This is a genomic window from Tundrisphaera macrotermitis, assembly GCF_051175315.1.
GTDB lineage: Bacteria > Planctomycetota > Planctomycetia > Isosphaerales > Isosphaeraceae > Tundrisphaera.
The window spans coordinates 5,298,168-5,316,289 of the sequence record NZ_CP195100.1; the positions used below are offsets into that span (position 1 = coordinate 5,298,168).

An 18,122-nucleotide genomic window follows, 5' to 3' on the forward strand; every position below is an offset into this window, starting at 1 on the left:
AAAAACGCCCGACTCCGAGACGACGAGACCTCGAACCAAGGAGCCTCCCGATGCGATTCCTGCCCACCGCGATCCACGGCATGATGGACTACCTCATGGGGATCGCGCTGATCGCGGCCCCCTTCCTGTTCCGATTTCCCGAGGGGGCCGCCCGCTGGGTGCCGGTCGTCCTGGGGGCCGGGGCGATCGCCTATAGCCTGTTGACCGACTACGAACTGGGCGTGGTGGGCGTCTTCAGCATGCCGGCCCACCTCGGGATGGACACGATGAGCGGGCTGCTGCTGGCCGCCTCGCCCTGGCTTTTCGGGTTCGCGTCCGCCATGTGGATGCCCCACCTGATCCTGGGCCTGGTCGAGGTCGGGGCCGCGCTCACCACCCAGACGGTCCCCGGGCACGGCCCCGGCCGTTCCCGGTCCACCCCGCTCGCCTGATCCCCCGCAGGCCTGGCCGGCCGATTCAGGTTGAATGCCACCCCGCCGGGGCGTTTCAACAGGCAACTGTTGCGCGTCCCGGTGCCGATTGTCCCTCGGATATTTATTAACATCGCCCAGACCGATCGGTTATCCACGAATCTTGACGGACCGACGCATGTCCCCCTTGGCTCGCAATGCCAGCCATGCGAACGACGTGACGTAGCAGGCGATTCATACCCGGACTTCTCATCCGGCCTCCGATCCGACGCCCTGGAGGGGCGTCAACTCTCCGCGATGATGTTTTATTCGGTGACCAGCCCGCCCCACCCCAAGCCATATGCTTATTGGGCCGGGGCCACCAGCTTCGCCCAGGGCCGGAACCGGTTTGGGTGCCGATGACGGAAACGGTAGTGATCTCAGCAACAATTCATTCAAGGGTGATGGCGGTTCCTGGCAATCTTCGGCGGTGACCTTCACAGGTGCCCAGAATTTCCAGGTCGCGTCCAACTTCCTCGTCAATGAACTTTCGGGATTGTCGGCCTTGGGCCGCGGCCGTTTTCACAGTTTACGACGATCCGCCACATCGACGCTTGACGCATAACCACCTCAGGCCGGGACGCTCGTGGACCGGGCGACCTGATGAGAGGCGGATGACGATGATTATGTATGCATCAAGATCGTTCCGTGCTCCTCGGTCGTGCCAGCGGTTTGTTGTCCTCTTGGGCGGATCGATGCGATCGCGGCAATCCTCGCCGACATCGGCGGTGCGATCTCGGGACGACCTGCGGAATGCCCAGCAAGGGCCGCGTCCGTCGTCCTGAGCCGGTAGATGCGATCTTGGCGAGCGGAAGAGGAGCGGCCCCGGACCGCATCATGACGACGCCCACCTCGCCGGTGATGGGGGGCGTCGCGTCGTTCATCTCAGAATTTCAACGACCGCCTTCCGGATCGCTTCGCCACGAAGATCCTTCGCGATGATCCTGCCATCGGGCCCGATCAGGAATGTCGCAGGAATTGCCGTGGCCCCATACTCGGCGGAGACGGGCGAATCGGGGCCGGCGAGCCCCTGCGGCCATGCCAATTTCATCGATTTCACCATCGCCGCGACGTCGCTCGCACGCTCATCGACGTTGATGCCGATCACGGCAAAACGCCCGTCGGCCGAGAACTCCTGATGCACGCGGAGGAGGTTCGGCATCTCGGACACGCACGGGGCGCACCACGTCGCCCAGATGTCGAGGAGCACGAACTTGCCGCGAAGGTCGGCCAGCTTCAGGTCATGGCCATCGAGCGTGCGAAGCTGGAAATCCGGTGCCACGTCCCCCACCTGCAGGGGGCGGCCCCCGGTCGAGATCGGCTCCAGGACGCCCAGGTCGAGCGGCCCTTCGCCCGAATGTGCCCCGACCGGGACGGTGAAGTCTTGCCGGAACTCGCCCAGCAAACGTCCCCAGCCGCACGCATCGGTCGGCGGCGGCTCATGGATCGCGACCTGCAAGGTATAGGCACCCGGCCGGACGTCGAGGGCCCGGAGTCGCCCCTGTTCGAGCACCTCGACGCCGACCCTCTCGGCTGTCCCTGTGCCCACTCCCCTCGGCACGATCTCCGCCTTGCGGATCATCCAGACGTCGTCGGGTGGGAGTTGGACCCGCCCCGTGACGACTCGGCCGCTCTCCCCGATCTTCAAGTCATAGGTCTGGCCGCCGACCACATCGAGCGAGGCACGGATGATGGGCCACCTGCGGCCCTGGACGCCGTTGAGCACCGACTGGGACAGGATCAACCTGCCCGGCAGGATTCGGTCCAGCTGGAAGCGGCCCTCATCGTCGGTCTCCGCCCAGTATCGGCGAGACAGGCGAGGCTCCCCCTCGACCGGGGCCGGCTCGTCCGGGTCGTAGGAATCGAGTCGGATCTTGCGGGCGGGCTTGCCGTCGATTGTGACCCTCCCGGCGACGCGTGCCCAGGGTTGGAGCACCAATCGGTCTTGCCCACGCAACTCCTTGCTGGGGACGAGCAGGGAGCCCGCATCGGCCAAAAAGAGGAGGGAGACGTTGTCCCGTTGCGGCGGGATCGAGAACCGGCCGTCCGGATCGATCCTCATGCCGGCGGCGCGTTGGCCCTGGGCTTCCTCGACATCTCGAGGATAATCGAGATAGTCGATCCATCCCTCGCGATGGACCGGGACGAGGTGCACGGTCCCCGACCTTACGGCCGAGCCATCGGGATGGCTGATCGTGCCGCGGAGGGGCTCGCCCCCGGTCAGTCGAAAAGTCAGGTTGTGCGGCAGGCCATCCGTCGCGAAGGCCTCGGAATCCTCGGCGAAGTAGCCGTCGGCCTGGACCCGGATGATGTAGCGGTGGGCGGGGGTCGACAGTGTCGTCCGGAACGAACCCGGCGCCCGCGATGCCTCACCCGCGAGATCCATCCCTCGCTGCCAGATGAGGGGGGAACCCTCCTGCCAGGCGGCCGCGAGGCTCAGCGAAAAGCCCTCGATGGGGGCTCCGGTCTCGCGGTCCACGACGGTGCCCGAGACGGGCGTTGGCGGGATCAGCGCGATCTGTTGTTCGAGATCCGAGGCCAGGGCCGAGTTGTTTTTGTCGGCGAACCCATTGGCGGTGACGTCGGCCCGCACGCCGCCGCGGGGGGAATCCTTCCACTCGAATCGCCCATCGCCGTCGGTTTTCAATCGGCGGGCGGCCGCCGAGCCGAAGTAGGATCGGGGGACGTTCCCGTCGCCGGACCAGTACAGGGAGACCAAGGCATTCGCGATCGGCTTGCCGGAGGGGTCCACGATGCGGCCCCGCACGGAATGGGCTTGCGGGAGCGTCAGGTACACCCGCGATGTGCCGTCGCCGACCTTCACCTCCTGGAGCGTCGGGCCGAATCCCGGGGCCTGGGAGATGATGTTGGCGATCGTCCCCGGCTTGATCCCGAAGGTGAACCGACCCTCATCGTCCGCCTTGATGGGTGGGATGGCGTTGGCGTACCCCCGGCCCTCGCCGTAGGCGACCTCGGCCTTGGCCACGGGCTGCCCGTCGGGCGAAAGCACCGTCCCCTCAACGCGCGTGCCGCGCCGGAGCCGAAGGACCGCCGAACCATCCTGCAGCGAGGCCAATGGCCGGAACGGCCGCAGGTGGTAGGAGATGCCCTCGTCGAGGCAGAGGTAGTGATAGGCCGCGATCTCGATCGATTCCGACTGCTCCGGGGCGCCCCTCAGCGACCATCGCCCTTCCGCGTCGGTCCGGACGGACGCGTTGATGATCCCGACCGTTTGCTTCGACCGGGGGTAGGTCTTCTTGACGCTCACCACGACGACCGCGTCGGGCAGAGGGCGACCCTCCTCATCGAGGACCTTCCCGCCGATGACCGTCGCCTTCTCCGTCAGCAACAGGATGCGGCCCGGTGGCGTGGGGCTATCCGCCGTTTTCGACCATCGGTAGGACAGGGGGACCAGGCCATCGCGGCCGGCCGAAAGGGAGAAGTCACTTCGGCTTCCGGAGGAGAGCTTGAAGCGGGCCTCCCCGTTCACATCGGTTGTCGCCCGCAGCTCCTCGCTGCCCGTCGACACCAGTTTGATCGACAAGTCGGGGACGACCGCGTCGCCGAGCAGCTCCCTCACCTCGACGATGAGCGTGTGCACCTCGGTGGGAGGCGGGGATTGGGCCGTGAAGGATAGTGCCGCGGCGATCGCCAATGTGAACATGGGCCGTCTCTCCTCGACGCCGGCCCGGATGGCCGGAGGATCACCTCGGTCGGATTTGAGGATGATACCAGGTCGATTTTCCTCGGCGAGCAAATTCCCGGCGATCCATCCGCCGATAGGCCCCCGGCCACGCGCAGGAAAGCATCCTAACCCCCCGACGACTCCCGGGGCTGGGTCGATTAGTGGCGATGCCCGCCTCTCCGGCGATGAGGGGGCGGTCGTTTTGTGTTTTCGACGGCCGAGTCCGCGAGGCTCGCAAAGGCCTGATTCGATGCATCGACCGGATGCTATTCGATCCAGGTCGGCATCCACGGCCTGGTGACCGCTCGCTCATGCTCCCGCGCCAGGGCGTGATGCCGCTTCACCCGATCCCCGTAGAGTCGGTTGTACTCGTCCGCCAATTTCATCGAGTAGCTCATCTCGAATTTGTGGGCGGGCTCGGTCAACGGCACCGTGTCGCGGTTCCTCCACATTTTCGTCAGCCTTTGGCTCTCCAGGTAGGCCGGCGAGACGAGCATTTCTTCGTAGACCCGGCTGGCTTCCGCCTTGTGCCATTCGGCCCGCTTGAGGTGATGCCTGGGGACGACCGTGGGGATGGAGATCAGGAGGGCGACGATCGCCACCACGACCATCAGCCGACGCACCGTGAAACGCACTCGGGGCAACGTCATATAGGGTCTCCTCTCATCTCGGTGAGACTTCCGCTCGCCACCATCTTCCCATCCGGCGAGAATGAGGTGATTTCGGGTGCGATCGATGCGGCGAAGGAGAGCTTCCAGTCGGCGGCTTTGATCAGGAAGAATCCAGGCAAGGTCGTCGTTCACGGTCCGGAGCGGCTGGTCTAGCCGGACGGGTGCTTGTTCAAGCCAGCGGAGATGGGAGGCGCCTTCCGGCTTGCTTCGCCTGAAAGCACGCGGCCAGGTAAGTCGCCATGCACCGGCCTCGCTGGCGGCAGGCCTCGATCACCGACAGCAACCCCTCGGCGAACCGGCTGCCATCCTCGCTCGCGGACCCCAGGCTCAGCTTTCGCCAGATCACCCCGTGCCTCAACGCCCGCTCCGCCGCGTTGTTGCCGGGAGGCTACGCCCTCGACCTCGGCGAAGCCCGACAGGTGATTCTCGGCTTCGAGGATCTTCCGGCAGCCTTCGCCGTCCACGCGCAACCGCACGCCGCAACCTCGGGGGCAGGTGACTGATCACGCCCTTCAGGCCCGACAGATTGGATCGCACCGTCACCCCGACGACGACCACCGCGTCGGCCTCGGGATTGTCGGCCCGCTTCGCTGCCCCCAGCAGGTCGAGAGAGAGTCGGTCCCTGATCCCGGCTTCCTCCCAGGACCGGGGCCGACGTTGGGCGGCCATGCCCGTAAGCCCAAGTCCTCGGGGACGTCCTCCCGGCGGCAGCCGCCGGTCAGCGCGAACCAGCTCACCCGGACGACGATGCGATGGCTGATCCGGGGTCGACCAACCAGGACCCCCACCGGTTGTTCCGGCGGGAGGTGATGGGCCAAGGCGGCGAAGAACTCACCGGGCATGCGGGACGTGGCCCTGACGACGATCCGCGGGTGCGGAGGGTGCGTCAGGCCGAGGCACAAGGCTCACGCCAAGTTGGTTTCGTCCCGGCTTATCAAACCAGCGTCGCACCGGAGTCGGAATCGATGGACCCCGGGGCAGCATCTCGAAGAGCCCAGGCACCAACGAAAAAACCCCCGCAAAGCCTGATTTTACAGGGCCAAGCGGAGGTTTATGGATATCAGGCCGTAATAGCGGCGGAGGGACTCGAACCCCCGACAAGCGGATTATGACTCCGCTGCTCTACCAACTGAGCTACACCGCCATCGATTCGCGTTTCCGCGTGCCGAGGTTGGATCTTACGATGCCGCGTCGGGAAATGCAACCGCAACGCGGCGTCGCCGGGGCATTTTTCGCCGGATCAGTCGAGCTTGGCGTGGTCGGCGGGGCGAAGGCCCTTGGTGAAGTTGTAACCGAACGGGGTGGGCTGGTAGGTGCCCACGATGTCGACGTTGGCAACCTCCGGGATCGCGCCTTCGAGGCCGACCGCCCAGTAGCAGGCGTTGACCAGCAGGCGACGGAGCCCGGCGCTGAGGAGATCCTGCGACGAGCCCATGGTGGTGGTGAAGATCCGGGCCGGCTTGCCGGCCTTGCCGACGTAGGTCCGGGTCCATGCCACCGGCATCATCGGGTCGTTGGGCTTGCCCTCGGCGGGGGCATCGTCGGGCTTCATCCCCCGGAGGACCTGGCCCATGACCAGCGGGGCGCAGCCGTCCGGGGCCGGCAGCTTGACGGTGTAGACGTCGGTCGGGCCCCAGATGTCGCCGTCGGCGATCCCCCGGACGATCGGGTTGCTGCGCTGATCGGGGGCGATCAGCCCTCGGGTGCTCTGTTTGCCATGATTGCCGTGGTGGCTGACCCAGGTCTCGCCCAGCACCTGCCGGCCGAACCCGCCGTCCCACTTCTTGTTGTTCCAGGACCAGTCGCTGTACGTCTTGCCGGGCTTGATGTCGAAGGCGTGGGTCGAGGTCCGCAGGGCGACGATCGGCTTGCCGGAGTCGACGTAGTCGACGATGTGCTTCATCTGGTCGTCGGGGAGGTTGCGGAACCGGGCCAGGATCACCATCAGGTCGGCGGAGTCGAGCTTCTCCAACCCCGGGATGTTGTCCTTGATGCCGGGGTTGATCGTGCCGTCCTTGGGGTCGATCGCGAACAGGACCGTGCACCGGAACCCGTGGCGCTGGGACAGGATCTTGGCGAGCTGCGGCATCCCCTCCTCGGAGCGGTACTCGTCGTCGCCGCTCACGAAGACGACGTGCTTGCCCTTGCCGGGCCCTTCCCCGCCGGGGAACTCGATCCACTCGTCGGCGGCGTGCGACCGCGCGGCCAGGCCCAGGGACAGGAGCATCGCGAGCGAGAGCGTGGTGCGGACGGCTTGGGACAACCTCATGACGATCGACCTCGACGGGAGAGAGGTGGGCCAGGGTGCGAGATCGCATCCTAACGCCGCCCCTCGCCCGGCGAAACGGGTCAGGCCGGCTCGATCGCCGCGATCGCCCCGGCGACCTCGTCGGGGTCGGCCCTCACCGGGTCGGCCAGGGCCTCCTTCGCCGTGAGCAGCCGGGAGGCGAACCACAGGCTCGCCGCCGTGGCCGCCACGCCGATCAGGCCGACCGCCGGGAAATGGAGCAAAGAGCCGTCGGCATCCTTGGTCACGATCAGCCCGGCGACCATCGAGCCGAGCCCGGCGGCGATGTGCTGCACGGCCGAGTTGGCGCTCATGAACCCGCCCCGGAGCCGGGGCTCGACGCTGCCGGTGATCATCGCCATCGCCGCGACCATCCGGCCCGCGTTGGTGACCATGAACACCCCGACCACCGCCACCGCCGCCAGCAGGCCGACGCGGGGGAGGTTCGTGACCACCAGCATCAGCACGGCCGTCATCGGCGCGATCACCCGGTAGACCGGGAACTTCCCGTAGCGGTCGGCGAGCCGGCCCACCACCGGGGCGCCCACCAGCGTGAGGGCCCCACCCGCCACGTAGATCCAGGGCAGCTCGATCTCGGTCAGCCCCACGTTGGCCACCATGTAGGGGCTGATGTACGGCACCACGGCGAATCCGCTGATCATCAGCGTCGAGATCAGGGCGAACGCCCGCAGGTGGTTGGGGTGGGTGTAGGTCTCGACCATCGTTTCCCAGGGACCGTGCAGCGGGGCGGTCTCCAGGTGGGCCCGGAGCCTCGGCAAGGCCTTGAACCCCGCCGCCAGCACCGCGAGGCCGACCCCCACCAGCAGCAGGAACGGCGTGTGCCAGCCGTAGAGCGTCCCCAGGGTCAGGCCGAACGGCACCCCCAGGACCGACGCCAGAGCGAACGCGGACATCAACGACCCGGTGGCGCGGCCCCGCCGCTCCTCCGGGAACACGTCCCCCACGATCGCCATGGCCATCCCGCCCAGCACCCCGCCGAACGCCCCCGTGACGACCCGCGCCACCAGCAGGGTCGCATAGGTGGGGGCGAGCCCGCAGAACAGCGTCCCGATCAGGAAGCCCACGTAGAGCCAGAGGAACGCCGTCTTGCGGTCGAACCGATCCACCAGGGAAGACGCCAGGAGGCCCGTCACGCCGGCGCTCAGGGTGTAGGATGAGACCACGAAGCCGAACCGCATCGGGCTGATCGCCAGGGTCCGCATCAGTTGCGGGCCGAGCGGCATGATGAGCATGAAGTCGACGATCGTGGTGAACTGGACCGCCGCCAGGACCATCAGGATGGCCCGCTCCCGGGCCGCGACCGATTTCTTCACGAGCCCCGGGCCGTCGAACTCCGCGTCGGCAACACTCATCATGCACCCTCGAACCTGGGGGAAGCGGGCCGACGCGCGTGGGCCGGGCCGTCCGCGATGATCCGCATATCGTAGGGGGGACCGGCGGGTCGTCAAGCGGACCCGCCGGCCCCACGGCCCGGCCTCACCGGTTCACGCTCCCCATCATGTTCGCGGGATAGCGGTCCCCGGCCGCGGCCCCGCGCGGGGCGATCTCCTCGATCCGGGACAGTTCCTCGGGGGTCAGCTTGATGTCGACCGCCGCCGCGTTCTCCTCCAGGTAGGCCCGCCGCTTGGTCCCCGGGATCGGCACCAGATCGTCCCCCCGGGACAGGACCCAGGCCAGGGCCAGTTGCGACGGCGTGCAGCCCCGGGACTCGGCCATCGCCTTGAGCCGCTCGACGAGTTCCAGGTTCCTGGCGAAGTTCTCCCCCTGGAACCGGGGCGAGTGGCGGCGATAGTCGTCGGCCGCGAAGTCGTCGATCGACCGGAATTGCCCGGTCAGGAATCCCCGACCGAGCGGGCTGTACGGGACGAACCCGATCCCCAGCTCGCGGCAGGTCGGCAGGATCTCGTCCTCGGGGTCTCGGCTCCAGAGCGAGTACTCGGTCTGAAGGGCGGCGATCGGGTGGACCCGGTGCGCCCTGCGGATCGTGTCCGGCGCCGCCTCGGACAGCCCGAGGTGGAGGACCTTGCCCGCCTTCACCAGTTCGGCCATCGCCCCGACCGTCTCCTCGATCGGCACGTCGGCGTCGACCCGGTGGAGGTAGTAGAGGTCGATGTGATCGACGCCGAGCCGGCCGAGCGAGCCGTCGCACGCCGTCTTGACATACTCGGGGCGCCCGTTGAAGCCGCGGACCGTGGGGTCCTCGGCCGACCGGACGATGCCGAACTTGGTGGCCAGCACGACCTCGTCGCGACGGCCGGCCAGCGCCTTGCCCACCAGGGTCTCGTTGGTGAACGGACCGTACATGTCGGCCGTGTCCAGGAACGTGATCCCCAGCTCGATCGCGCGATGGATCGTGCGGATCGACTCGGCGTCGTCGCGGGCGCCGTAGAAGTCCGACATCCCCATGCAGCCCAGCCCGATCGTGGAAACGATCGGCCCCGCCTTGCCCAATGTTTGCTGTTCCACGAGCGTCCTCCTCGGAAGCGCGGCCGTTTGCCTCGCCGATGTCCGCGTAAGTGTAGCAGGGAGGAGCAAGCCCTCCCCCCATCCGGCGATGCCCCGGCCGGCTCGGGCCGACAGGACCGCTCGTTGGGAGGAGTCGAATCGGTCGGCTCCGACAAGCCTTCGCGGGGCCGGGTGCCCGGGGCGGAACATCCCGTCAGGATCTCGCAGGCGTCCATTCCGCGAGATCGAAATGGCTAATTCGCCTAGAGTTGCGTCCGGTGGCTTCGTTTATGGTCTTGCCCTCGGCCCTGGGGCCCATCCCGATGGCCGGGGCCCAAGACATTACTGGATCGGACGGATCTGTCTGATTGAAAATTTCATATTAAATGTGAAGACGTATTGGTTATTCTGGTTGCCTCCCGTTCGATGGCTCGTCGGGAGAGTTGCCCGACGCCGGGGGCCCGAATACGATGGCCGCATCTTCGAAGGCCACCCACCCGGTACGGCACCCCACGGAAGACTCCGATGCCGCACGCCTCGCCCGCTCGCCTTGCATTCCTGGCCCTGCTGCTGTCACCGGGATTGGTCATCGGCCAGGACGTACCGGCCCGCCACGCCGAGGCCATCCGCTCGCTCGACGCCTTCATCGGCCGCGAGGTGGCCCTCAAGGACGTGCCCGCACTGTGGATCGCGATCGTCGATGGACCGACGGTCATCTGGAAGAAGGGGTTCGGGACCGACGATCGGGCGAAGCAGAGATCGGTGTCGCCTTCGGCCTTCGTCCCGCTGGGCTCGATGACCCAGCTCTTCACCGACCTCGCCGCGATGTGGCTGGCCGACCGGGGGAAGATCGACATCGACGCCCCCGTGACCACCTACCTCCCCGACTTCAAGCCGGTGAATCCGTCGGGCATCCCGATCACGCTCCGCCAGTTGATGGCCCATCGCTCGGGTTTGGGGCGCGAGACCCCGGTCCGCAGCACCTTCGAGCCGGCCGGGCCGCTGCGTCCTGAGTCGCACCTGGTCGATGCGGTGGCCAGCCTGAACCGCACCACGCTGGTGCACGCCCCGCTGGCCCGCGCCCACGAATCGCTCGCCGGGATCGCGGTCGTGGGCCTATCGCTGGGGCGGGCGCTCGGCTCCCCCTTCGAAAACGCGGTGGACGCACCCATCTCGCATCTCCCGGGGATGACCGGCCTCCGATTTTACGAGATTCACGGCAGGTACAAGAGGCCTGATTTCGATCGGGCCAGGGGGTGGGTGAAGACGGGGTTCGGCCGGGAGTTTCTGGCCCCGGACGATATGCCGGGCCCGGGCCCGGCCGTCGGCTTGATGGGCCGATTCGAGTCCCTGGGGAGTCTGCTGATCGCGTTGATGGATGATTCCCGGGTCCCGATCACCGGCCTGCCGAAGCCGGACACCCTGGCGATGATGATGACCCCTCAGTTCGTCCCGCCGGGCACGCCCGAAGGGAACGGTCTGGGGTTCGTCATCTCCCGATTCCAGGGGCACAAGCGGGTCGGCATCGGCGGGGGCACCCTCGGCTTCGCGTCCGAGATGGCCTTCCTGCCCGACGCCCGGCTCGGCGTGGTCGTGATGGCCTCGCGGGATTCGGCCCGCGGCTTCGTCTCGCGGGTCGCCGACGTCGCCCTCGGCCAGTGCCTCGCCGCCCGGGACGGGCGGAGCCTCCCGCCGATCGAGGCGACCGCCCCGCTCCCGCCGGGCCTGGCCGGGGAACTGGCCGGCCGGTATCGGTCCGGGGACGATTGGTTCGACCTGGTCGCCGATGGCGGCGCGTTGCGGATGGATCCGGCCCAGGGCCTATCGGTCGATCTGAGGAAGGCCCCGGACGGCTCGCTCCTGGGAGATGACGCGATTCGCTTCGGACCCAGGTTCGTGCGCGAGGGGGATGTCCTCCGCATCGGCGACAAGACCTATCACCGCGAGGCCGTCCCCCTGCCCCCGCCCGCCCCCGATCGCTTCGCAGGGCTGATCGGCGAATACGGTTGGGACGACCAGATCCTCTACATCCTGGAACGCGATGGCCGGCTCAACGCGGTGATCGGCTGGCACGAGAGGGATCCGCTGATCGAACGCGAAGCCGACGTCTATGAATTCCCGGAGGGGAGCATTTACGCCGGCGAGACGCTGCGTTTCCGTCGCGACCCTGCCGGCAGGGCGGTCGAGGTCGTGGCCGCGTCGGTCCCCCTGGCCCGGCGGGCCATCGACGGCGAAGGCGGCAAGACCTTCCGGATCAAGCCGACGCGGCCGGTGCCCGACATCCTCCGCGACAACGACGCCCGTGGCGACAAACCCCCGGCCGAGGCCGGCGACTTCCGCGCCCCGGACCTGGTGGACCTGGCCACCGTCTCCCCCACGATCCGCTTCGACATCCGCTATGCCACCGACAACAACTTCCTGGGGGCGGCGGTCTATCCGGCGGCGCGGGCCTTCTTCCAGAGGCTCGCGGCCGAGGCCCTGGGCCGGGCCCACGCGAAGCTGGCGGCCCGGGGCTATGGCCTTCTGATCCACGACTCCTACCGGCCGTGGCGGGTCACCAAGCTGTTCTACGACGCGACCTCGGGCACCGACCGCGAATTCGTGGCCGACCCGTCGAAGGGGTCGAAGCACAATCGCGGGTGCGCGGTGGACCTGTCGATGTACGAACTGGCGACGGGCCGGCCGGTCGAGATGGTGGGGGGATACGACGAATTCTCCGACCGGTCCTACCCCCACTATCCGGGCGGGACCTCGCGGCAGCGGTGGCTGCGGGACCTGCTCCGCGAGGCGATGGAGGCCGAGGGCTTCTCGGTCAACGACAACGAGTGGTGGCACTTCGATTTCAAGGACTGGCGCAGCTATCCGATCCTCGACATCCCGTTCTCCTCCATCGATGCAAGGCCGGATGCGCCTTAAGAGGATGCACGACACCCGCACGGATGCCCAGGGCCGGTGCGCGACCGGCTTGACCCGGTCATCGGGTTGAACATAAGCTAGTGGGTGTCGGACCTCGCTCATAGACCTCGCCATCGAATCCTCGCTCTGATCTCCATCCCGCGATGCCATCCGCGCCCGCGCGACGTTCGGTCGCCGGTCGGCTCGGTCGCGTTTTCGATCATTCGACGGCAAGGACGAGGTCCCGCCTCGCACGGTGTGCGGGCGGTCGCATCCGGGTCGGGAGGCATGGCATGTTGGCTTGTCAGACGGGACGCATCGGGAGTTCGATCGCCGGGCGGCGCGAGGGCGCGGCGGCCCTGTGGGGGGCGATGCTGATCGTCGTCGCGGCCGGCGGGGTCGCCGTCGCCGGCGACGTCGAATACAACCGCGACGTCCGGCCGATCCTGTCGGAGAACTGCTTCCGTTGCCACGGCCCCGACAGCGGGGCCCGCAAGGGGGACCTCCGGCTCGACCGCCGCGAGGACGCGGTCAAGGCCGAGGCCATCGTCCCGGGCGACGCCGGGGCGAGCGAATTGGTCGCGCGGATCATCTCCGACGACCCCGACGAGATCATGCCGCCGCCCGACGCCAACAAGGTGCTGACCCCCGAGCAGAAGGATGTCCTGAAGCGGTGGATCGCCTCGGGCGCCGAGTACCAGCCCCACTGGTCGTTCCTGGCCCCGAAGCGCCCCGAGCCGCCCGCCGTGGGCGACGAGGCGTGGTCGAAGAACCCGATCGACCGGTTCCTCTACGCGAAGATGGTCGAGAAGGGGCTCAAGCCCTCGCCCGAGGCGGATCGCCGGACCCTGGCCCGCCGCCTCAGCCTGGACCTGACCGGCCTGCCCCCCGACCCGGCGATGGTCAACGCCTTCGCGGCCGACCCCGCCCCCGACGCCTACGAGAAGCTCGTCGACAAGCTGATGGCCTCGCCCGACTACGGCGAGCATCGCGCCCGCTACTGGCTGGATGCGGCCCGGTATGCGGACACCCACGGGATCCACTTCGACAACTATCGCGAGATGTGGACCTATCGCCAGTGGGTGATCGAGGCGATCAACGCCAACATGCCGTTCGACCGCTTCGCCACCGAACAGCTGGCCGGCGACCTCCTGCCCAACCGGACCCTGGAACAGCAGATCGCCTCCGGGTTCAACCGGTGCAACATCACCACCAACGAGGGCGGGGCGATCGCCGAGGAATACCTGGTCCTCTACGCCCGCGACCGCACCGAGACGACCTCGCAGGTCTTCATGGGCCTGACCACCGGCTGCGCCGTGTGCCACGACCACAAGTACGACCCGTTCAGCCAGAAGGAGTTCTACGAGCTGTCGGCCTTCTTCAACAACACCGTCCAGAACGCGATGGACGGGAACGTGAAGGACACGCCGCCGACGGTGTTCGTCCCGGTCATGGGCGACCGTCCCCGCTGGGAGGCCCTGGCCGGGGAGATCGACGTGGCCCGCAAGAAGGTTGAGGCACGCAAGGCCGAGGTCCGGCCCGAATTCGAGAAGTGGCTGGGCTCGGCCACCCGCGAGTCGCTGGCCCCGTCCATGCCCGCCGAGGGGCAGAAGCTCCGGGCCCGCCTCGATGACCGCGACACCCCGCCCGAGGCCCAGCACAAGTGGACCGGCGAGGAACTGGTCGTGTCCGACGCCGGTGACTTCGAGAAGGACCAGGCGTTCTCGTATGGGGCCTGGATCCGCCCGGGCAAGGCCCCCCTGAACGGGGCCCTGTTCGCCCGCATGGACGACAAGAAGGACTTCCGGGGCTGGGACCTCTGGTTCGAGAACGGCGCCCTCACGGCCCACATCATCCACAAGTGGCCCGAGGATGCGCTCAAGGCGACGTCCGACGCGAAGCCGAAGCCGGGCGTCTGGACTCACGTCCTGGTGACCTACGACGGGTCCGGCAAGGCCGAGGGGATCAAGTTCTTCGTCGACGGCGAGCCCCGGATGACCCGGCCGCAGACCAACACCCTGACCGGTTCGATCCGGACCACGGTGCCGCTCAAGGTCGCCCAGCGCGATTCGTCGTCGCGGATCGGCGAAGTGCTGATCCACGACCTCAAGGTCTTCGGGCGGGCCCTGTCCGCCGAGGAGGTCGAGAACCTGGCCGGGGTCGATCGGGTCCTGTGGCTGACCTCGCGGCCGGCGGACAAGCGGCCGGAAGCCGACGTCGAGGCCGCGTTCCGCTACTACCTCTCCCGCCACGACCCGGTGGCGCGCGACCTGGCCGGCGCGGTGGCCTCGCTGGTGCGCGAGCAGGGGGAGATCAAGGCCCGGGGCAGCATGGCCCACGTCATGCAAGAGAAGTCCGATGAGGCGATGGCCTACCTCCTGTTCCGGGGCGACTACGACAAGAGGCGCGACCCGGTCAAGGCGGACACCCCCAAAGTCCTCCCGCCGATGGCCTCGGACCTGCCCAGGAACCGCCTCGGCCTGGCCAAATGGCTGGTCAGCCCCGAGCATCCCCTGACCGCCCGCGTGACCGTCAACCGGTTCTGGCAGGAGCTGTTCGGCAACGGCTTGGTCCGCACCGCCGGGGACTTCGGGGTCAGCGGCGAGTTGCCGTCGCACCCCGAGCTGCTCGACTGGCTGGCCGTCGACTTCCGCGAGTCGGGCTGGGACATGAAGGCGTTCTTCAAGAAGCTGGTCATGACGGCCGCCTATCGCCAGTCGGCGGCGACCACGCCCCAGGCGATCGAGGCCGACCCGTCCAACCGCTACCTGGCCCGCGGCGCCCGCTACCGGATGGACGCGGAGATGGTCCGCGACTATGCCCTGGATGTGGCCGGCCTGCTGGTCCGGAAGATCGGCGGCCCCAGCGTCCGCCCCTACCAGCCCGACGGGGTGTGGGAGGCGGTCGCCATGCCCGAGAGCGACACCCGGTTCTATCGCCGCGACAACGGGGATCGGCTCTATCGCCGGAGCATGTACACGCTCTGGAAGCGGGCCGCGCCGCCGGCGTCGATGGACATCTTCAACGCCCCGGCCCGCGAGGTCTGCACGGTGAAGCGGGAGCGGACCAATACCCCGCTCCAGGCGCTGGTCACGCTCAACGACGTCCAGTTCGTCGAGGCGGCCCGCAACCTCGCCGAGCGGGCGATCAAGGCGTCCGGGGAGGACGTGGAGGCCCGGCTCGACTACCTGGCCCAGCGGCTCCTGGCCCGGCCGTTCCGCACCGAGGAGGTGGACATCCTCCGAGGATCGGCCGACGCCCTGCTCGCCCACTACCGGGAGAAGCCCGACGACGCGGCCCAGCTGATCAAGTACGGCGAGTCCAAGGCCGACCCCGCCCTCGACGTGCCGACCCTGGCGGCGTGGACCATGCTGGCCAACGAACTGCTGAACCTCGACGAAGTGCTCAACAAGTGATCGCCGACGGTCGCATCCCCCACGATTCCCGAAAGGTCGGATCATGAACCCGTTCCAGGAATTCGTCCAGGGCGAGACCCGTCGCCAGTTGCTCGGCCGGGGCGTCAACGCGGTCGGCTGGGCCGCGCTGGCCTCCCTGTTCGACGCCGGCAAGAGTGCCCGCGCGGCGGCGGGCCCCGCCGAGGGGGGCAAGATCCCCGAGGCGTTGACGCACTTCGCCCCCAAGGCCAAGAAGGTCATCTACCTGCACATGGTCGGCGGCCCATCGCAGATGGACCTGTACGACTACAAGCCGGTCATGAATGACTTCTACGACAAGGACCTGCCAGACTCGGTCCGCAACGGCCAGCGGCTGACCGGGATGACCTCCGGGCAGAAGCGGTTCCCGATCGCCCCGTCGATGTACAAGTTCGCCCAGCACGGCCAGAGCGGCATGTGGGTGAGCGAACTGTTGCCGCAGACGGCCAAGCTGGTCGACGACATGTGCTTCATCCGGAGCATGCACACCGAGGCCATCAACCACGAGCCGGCCATCACCCTGATGCAGACCGGCAACATGGTGACCGGCCGCCCCTGCCTGGGGTCGTGGGTCTCCTACGGCCTCGGGGCGCTGAACCAGAACCTCCCCACGTTCGTGGTCATGGTCGCCCGGCCGACCAACACCGAGCAGATCCAGGCGATCTCCGCTCGGCTGTGGTCGTCGGGCTACCTGCCGGGCGAGCACGCCGGCTGCTCGTTCCGCTCGGGCGGGGACCCGATCCTCTACATCAACAACCCGCCGGGCGTGTCGACCGACGTCCGCCGCCGCACCCTCGACGGGCTCCGCGCCCTGAACGAGATGAACTATCAGGCGGTGGGCGACCCCGAGACCCGCACCCGGATCGAGCAATACGAGCTGGCCTTCCGGATGCAAGCCAGCGTCCCGGAGCTGACCGAGATCGTCAACGAGCCGGAGTCGACCTACGAACTCTACGGCGAGGAGGCCCGCAAGCCCGGCTCGTTCGCCCACTCGGCCCTGATGGCCCGGCGGATGGTCGAGCGCGACGTCCGGTTCGTCCAGATCTACCTCAACAACTGGGACCACCACGGCAACATCGCCGCCCGCCTGCCCAGCCAGTGCAAGGACATCGACCAGCCCTGCTACGGGCTGATCCAGGACCTCAAGGCTCGCGGCCTGTTCGATGAGACCCTGGTGATCTGGGGCGGCGAGTTCGGCCGGACCATCTACTCCCAGGGCGGGCTCTCCCGGGAGAACTACGGCCGCGACCACCACCCGCGCTGCTTCACGATGTGGATGGCGGGCGGCGGGTCGAAGCCGGGGGCGATCTACGGCGAGACCGACGACTTCTGCTACAACATCGTGAAAGACCCGGTCCACATCCGGGACTTCCACGCCACGATCCTCCACCTCCTCGGCTTCGACCACAATCGCTTCACCTACCGCTACCAGGGCCTCGACCAGAAGCTCACCGGGGTGGAGCCGGCCCGGGTGATCAAGGAGCTGATGGCCTGATGCGATGCGGCCGGGTCAGGGCGTCGGGATCTCCTCCAAGGGGACGTAGATCTCCGGCGTCCGGCTGGCCAGGATCTTCGCCATCCCGTTGGCGACGTGCTCGATGAAGTGGGGCGAGGCCCGGTGGGCGTCGAGCGCGGCCTGGTCGTCGTACTGCTCGTAGAGGAAGAATCGGAGCGGGTCGGTCGGCGAGCGGTGGACCTGGTACATCCGGCAGCCCGGCTCGGCCCGCGTCGCCGCGGTGAGTTTGGCCAGGCGGTCGAAGGCCTCGGCCTCGTGGCCGGGTTGCAGGATATAGGTCACGGCAAGGCAGATCATCGCGGCGTCCCCCTCCGAGATCGTTTGGGCTGGTCATCCGGGTGCCATCCTACGCCGAGTCCCGCCCCGCCGCCATCAACCCGAAGGCCCAGGTGTCGGAGTAAGTGGTTCTGGACGATTGACTCATTATCGATAATGCCTAGAATGAACCCGGACCCCGGCGACCCGAATTCGCCGAAACTAGCTAATTCATTGCTGTAAAACGACTTCGGCCCGGGATTCTCGGGCCAATCGGGGACGGATTGTCGCTCCTTGTGGCATGAGATCCACCCCCCGATCCCCGCCTCCCCGCCCGAACCGCTCGTCCTGGCCATCGGCCGGGGCGGGATGCTGATGAGATGTCGGCCCTCCCCGGGCCGGCCGGATGGCTCCACGATCGAGACGACCCTCCCCCCTCGATTGATCGACGGGTTAACCCCAGG

At 67.8% G+C, this 18,122-nt stretch carries 11 protein-coding genes and 1 tRNA gene; 5 read left to right on the forward strand and 7 right to left on the reverse strand.

Annotated elements, in window-relative coordinates; genetic code table 11:
* Positions 1–50: 50 nt before the first annotated feature.
* The gene (locus TA3x_RS21565) at positions 51–431 is read left to right on the forward strand and encodes an SPW repeat domain-containing protein (RefSeq protein WP_435016738.1); all 381 of its coding nucleotides are present in this window, start codon (positions 51–53) and stop codon (positions 429–431) included.
* 898 nt (positions 432–1,329) lie between these two features.
* On the opposite strand, the gene TA3x_RS21570 is transcribed toward TA3x_RS21565, so the two are convergent.
* Both TA3x_RS21570 and TA3x_RS21575 read right to left on the reverse strand, forming a co-directional pair.
* Positions 1,330–4,425, reverse strand: a complete 3,096-nt coding sequence (locus TA3x_RS21570) for a carboxypeptidase regulatory-like domain-containing protein (protein WP_435016739.1) — start codon at positions 4,423–4,425, stop codon at positions 1,330–1,332.
* Positions 4,401–4,784 carry a hypothetical protein gene (locus TA3x_RS21575; RefSeq protein ID WP_435016740.1) on the reverse strand — a complete coding sequence of 128 codons (384 nt, stop codon included), beginning with the start codon at positions 4,782–4,784 and terminating at the stop codon, positions 4,401–4,403. Before TA3x_RS21575 ends, TA3x_RS21570 begins: the two co-directional genes overlap by 25 nt.
* A 260-nt stretch (positions 4,785–5,044) precedes the next feature.
* On the opposite strand from TA3x_RS21575, the gene TA3x_RS21580 reads away from it, so the two are divergent.
* Positions 5,045–5,308 carry a hypothetical protein gene (locus TA3x_RS21580; protein WP_435016741.1) on the forward strand — a complete coding sequence of 88 codons (264 nt, stop codon included), beginning with the start codon at positions 5,045–5,047 and terminating at the stop codon, positions 5,306–5,308.
* Between the two features lie 568 nt (positions 5,309–5,876).
* Here the strand turns inward: TA3x_RS21580 and TA3x_RS21585 are convergent.
* The 4 genes from TA3x_RS21585 to TA3x_RS21600 form a co-directional block, all read right to left on the reverse strand.
* A tRNA-Met gene (locus TA3x_RS21585) sits at positions 5,877–5,949 on the reverse strand.
* 96 nt (positions 5,950–6,045) lie between these two features.
* Positions 6,046–7,074, reverse strand: coding sequence for a ThuA domain-containing protein (locus tag TA3x_RS21590; protein WP_435016742.1), 1,029 nt, complete (start codon positions 7,072–7,074; stop codon positions 6,046–6,048).
* 80 nt (positions 7,075–7,154) lie between these two features.
* Positions 7,155–8,468 carry an MFS transporter gene (locus tag TA3x_RS21595; protein WP_435016743.1) on the reverse strand — a complete coding sequence of 438 codons (1,314 nt, stop codon included), beginning with the start codon at positions 8,466–8,468 and terminating at the stop codon, positions 7,155–7,157.
* Positions 8,469–8,589: 121 nt separating this feature from the next.
* A complete protein-coding gene (locus TA3x_RS21600; protein WP_435016744.1) occupies positions 8,590–9,579 on the reverse strand; it encodes an aldo/keto reductase in 990 nt (329 codons plus the stop codon).
* Between the two features lie 504 nt (positions 9,580–10,083).
* Between TA3x_RS21600 and TA3x_RS21605 the strand changes: the two genes are divergently transcribed.
* The 3 genes from TA3x_RS21605 to TA3x_RS21615 all read left to right on the forward strand — a co-directional run bounded on the left by TA3x_RS21605 (position 10,084) and on the right by TA3x_RS21615 (position 17,382).
* On the forward strand, positions 10,084–12,474 hold the full coding sequence (locus tag TA3x_RS21605) for a serine hydrolase (protein ID WP_435016745.1): 2,391 nt from the start codon (positions 10,084–10,086) through the stop codon (positions 12,472–12,474).
* 272 nt (positions 12,475–12,746) lie between these two features.
* Positions 12,747–15,869, forward strand: a complete 3,123-nt coding sequence (locus TA3x_RS21610) for a DUF1553 domain-containing protein (protein ID WP_435016746.1) — start codon at positions 12,747–12,749, stop codon at positions 15,867–15,869.
* Positions 15,870–15,912: 43 nt separating this feature from the next.
* Entirely contained in the window at positions 15,913–17,382 is a 1,470-nt protein-coding gene (locus TA3x_RS21615; RefSeq protein ID WP_435016747.1) for a DUF1501 domain-containing protein, read from the forward strand.
* A 15-nt stretch (positions 17,383–17,397) separates the two neighbouring features.
* Here TA3x_RS21615 and TA3x_RS21620 read toward each other — a convergent pair whose 3' ends face one another.
* Positions 17,398–17,700, reverse strand: coding sequence for a putative quinol monooxygenase (locus TA3x_RS21620; RefSeq protein WP_435016748.1), 303 nt, complete (start codon positions 17,698–17,700; stop codon positions 17,398–17,400).
* Between the last annotated feature and the right edge of the window lie 422 nt (positions 17,701–18,122).